The following is a 1155-nucleotide window of genomic DNA, read 5'->3' on the forward strand; positions in this document are numbered from 1 at the left end:
CGCGTGTATGAAGAAGGCCTTCGGGTTGTAAAGTACTTTCAGTTGTGAGGAAGGGGGTAGCGTTAATAGCGCTATCTCTTGACGTTAGCAACAGAAGAAGCACCGGCTAACTCCGTGCCAGCAGCCGCGGTAATACGGAGGGTGCGAGCGTTAATCGGAATTACTGGGCGTAAAGCGCATGCAGGTGGTTCATTAAGTCAGATGTGAAAGCCCGGGGCTCAACCTCGGAACTGCATTTGAAACTGGTGAACTAGAGTACTGTAGAGGGGGGTAGAATTTCAGGTGTAGCGGTGAAATGCGTAGAGATCTGAAGGAATACCAGTGGCGAAGGCGGCCCCCTGGACAGATACTGACACTCAGATGCGAAAGCGTGGGGAGCAAACAGGATTAGATACCCTGGTAGTCCACGCCGTAAACGATGTCTACTTGGAGGTTGTGGCCTTGAGCCGTGGCTTTCGGAGCTAACGCGTTAAGTAGACCGCCTGGGGAGTACGGTCGCAAGATTAAAACTCAAATGAATTGACGGGGGCCCGCACAAGCGGTGGAGCATGTGGTTTAATTCGATGCAACGCGAAGAACCTTACCTACTCTTGACATCCAGAGAAGCCAGCGGAGACGCAGGTGTGCCTTCGGGAGCTCTGAGACAGGTGCTGCATGGCTGTCGTCAGCTCGTGTTGTGAAATGTTGGGTTAAGTCCCGCAACGAGCGCAACCCTTATCCTTGTTTGCCAGCGAGTAATGTCGGGAACTCCAGGGAGACTGCCGGTGATAAACCGGAGGAAGGTGGGGACGACGTCAAGTCATCATGGCCCTTACGAGTAGGGCTACACACGTGCTACAATGGCGCATACAGAGGGCAGCAAGCTAGCGATAGTGAGCGAATCCCAAAAAGTGCGTCGTAGTCCGGATTGGAGTCTGCAACTCGACTCCATGAAGTCGGAATCGCTAGTAATCGTAGATCAGAATGCTACGGTGAATACGTTCCCGGGCCTTGTACACACCGCCCGTCACACCATGGGAGTGGGCTGCAAAAGAAGTGGGTAGTTTAACCTTTCGGGGAGGACGCTCACCACTTTGTGGTTCATGACTGGGGTGAAGTCGTAACAAGGTAGCCCTAGGGGAACCTGGGGCTGGATCACCTCCTTATACGAAGATA

Annotated in this window: 1 rRNA gene; it reads left to right on the forward strand. The window is 53.2% G+C overall.

The window, feature by feature from the left end:
* A 16S ribosomal RNA gene (locus A142_RS22025) occupies positions 1-1145 on the forward strand; the annotation flags it as partial.
* Between the last annotated feature and the right edge of the window lie 10 nt (positions 1146-1155).

Origin of the sequence: Vibrio splendidus 12E03 (genome assembly GCF_000272105.2) — a bacterium.
In the GTDB taxonomy this organism is placed as follows: domain Bacteria; phylum Pseudomonadota; class Gammaproteobacteria; order Enterobacterales; family Vibrionaceae; genus Vibrio; species Vibrio splendidus_I.